General features: G+C 67.9%; 1 protein-coding gene. It reads right to left on the bottom strand.

Features of this window, described 5'->3' with window-relative positions:
* Positions 1-1,450: IS21 family transposase (gene istA / locus FBZ89_RS30605; protein WP_246173131.1), on the bottom strand; the 1,450-nt coding region annotated here is incomplete at both ends.

Below are 1,450 nucleotides of genomic sequence, written 5' to 3'. Positions count from 1 at the left end.
AATCGGCCACCGGCGCGTGGTGCAGCATCAGCGTGGCGGGCGTCTGGATGGGCGCCGGCGCCGCCGTTTCCCGCCGCCGAGCCAGGATGTTGAGGATGACGGCGGCGGAATGGACGTTCTCGCGCAGCGCCTCGGCGCAGGCCGCCAGGCCGTCGCCCAGCACCGCCGTCAGGATGTCGACCATCTGCCGGTCGCCATCGTCGCTGCCCGCCAGCTTGCGCCGTACCCGGTCCAGCGCCGTGGGCAACACCCAGTCCTTGAAGGGCGCGCCGTTGCGCAGGGCCCCCGGCTTGCGCGCCAGCACGGGCACGTAGTGCCAGGGATCGTAGATGGTGCGATCGCGGCCGAAGCAGCGCGCATGCGTCCCAACCACTTGGCCGTCCTGGCGCAGCTCGATCCGGTCGGCATAGGCCTGCACCTCCACCGGGCGCCCCACCGCCTTGGCCGCCACCGAGTACTTGTTGTGGTCGAAGCGCACCAGGCAGGTCTTGGACACCGACGCCGGGGTGGCGTGGAAGCCGTCGAACCGCCCCGCATACCCCACCAGGCTGGGCCGCTCCGCCTCGAACATCTCCCAGACGGTGCGGTCCCGCTGCTCGGGATGCCGATGCGCCTTGGCGTAGGTGACGCACTGGTCCAGCAGCCAGCCGTTCAGTTCCTCGTAGCTCGCCACCCGCAGGCGCGGTGTGAAGAACCGCTCCCGCACCAGGCCTACCTGGTTCTCCACCTGCCCCTTCTCCCACCCCGCCGCCGGGGTGCAGGCCACCGGTTCCACCAGGTAATGGCTGCACATCTGTTGGAAGCGCCGGTTGTAGGCCCGCTCCTTGCCCACGAAGATCGTGTCCACCGCCGTCTTCATATTGTCGTAGATGCCGCGCGTGCAGGTCCCTTTGAAGAAGGCGAAGGCCCGGTCGTGGGCGTCGAACACCATCTCCTGCGTCTCGCGCGGATATGCGCGCACAAACAGCATCCGGCTGTGGCACAGCCGAACATGGGCCACCTTCACCGTGACCGTCACCCCGCCGATCAGCACAACCTCGTGGCTCCAGTCGAACTGGTAGGCCTCCCCCGGCGCGAAGCTCAGCGGCACGTAGGCCGCCGCTTGTGACGCCCCACGCGCCTTCTGCCAGGAACGCGCGTAGCGCCGCACGGCATCATAACTGCCGTCGTATCCAGCAACCCGCAGTTCCTCGTAAATCCGCACCAGCGTCAGCCGCTCTCGCGCCGCCTTGCCCTCGTTCATCAACAGCAGCGCGTCCAGCCGGTCCCGCCACGGTCCGATCTTCGGCTGGGGCTGCGTCGTCCGCTCGTATCGGAACTCCGTCGCCTCTGAGCGCAGGACCTTGCGCACCACTTTCCGCGACAAACCCAGTTCCCGACAGATAGCCTTGATCGGCTTCTGCTGAACAAAGTAGGCGCGCCGGATCTTCGCGATCGTCTCCACCACCAG

This window comes from Nitrospirillum amazonense, assembly GCF_007828045.1.
Classification (GTDB): Bacteria; Pseudomonadota; Alphaproteobacteria; order Azospirillales; family Azospirillaceae; genus Nitrospirillum; species Nitrospirillum amazonense_C.
Note: the sequence above shows the minus strand (reverse complement) of the source record. Positions and strands in the feature narration are given on the sequence as shown.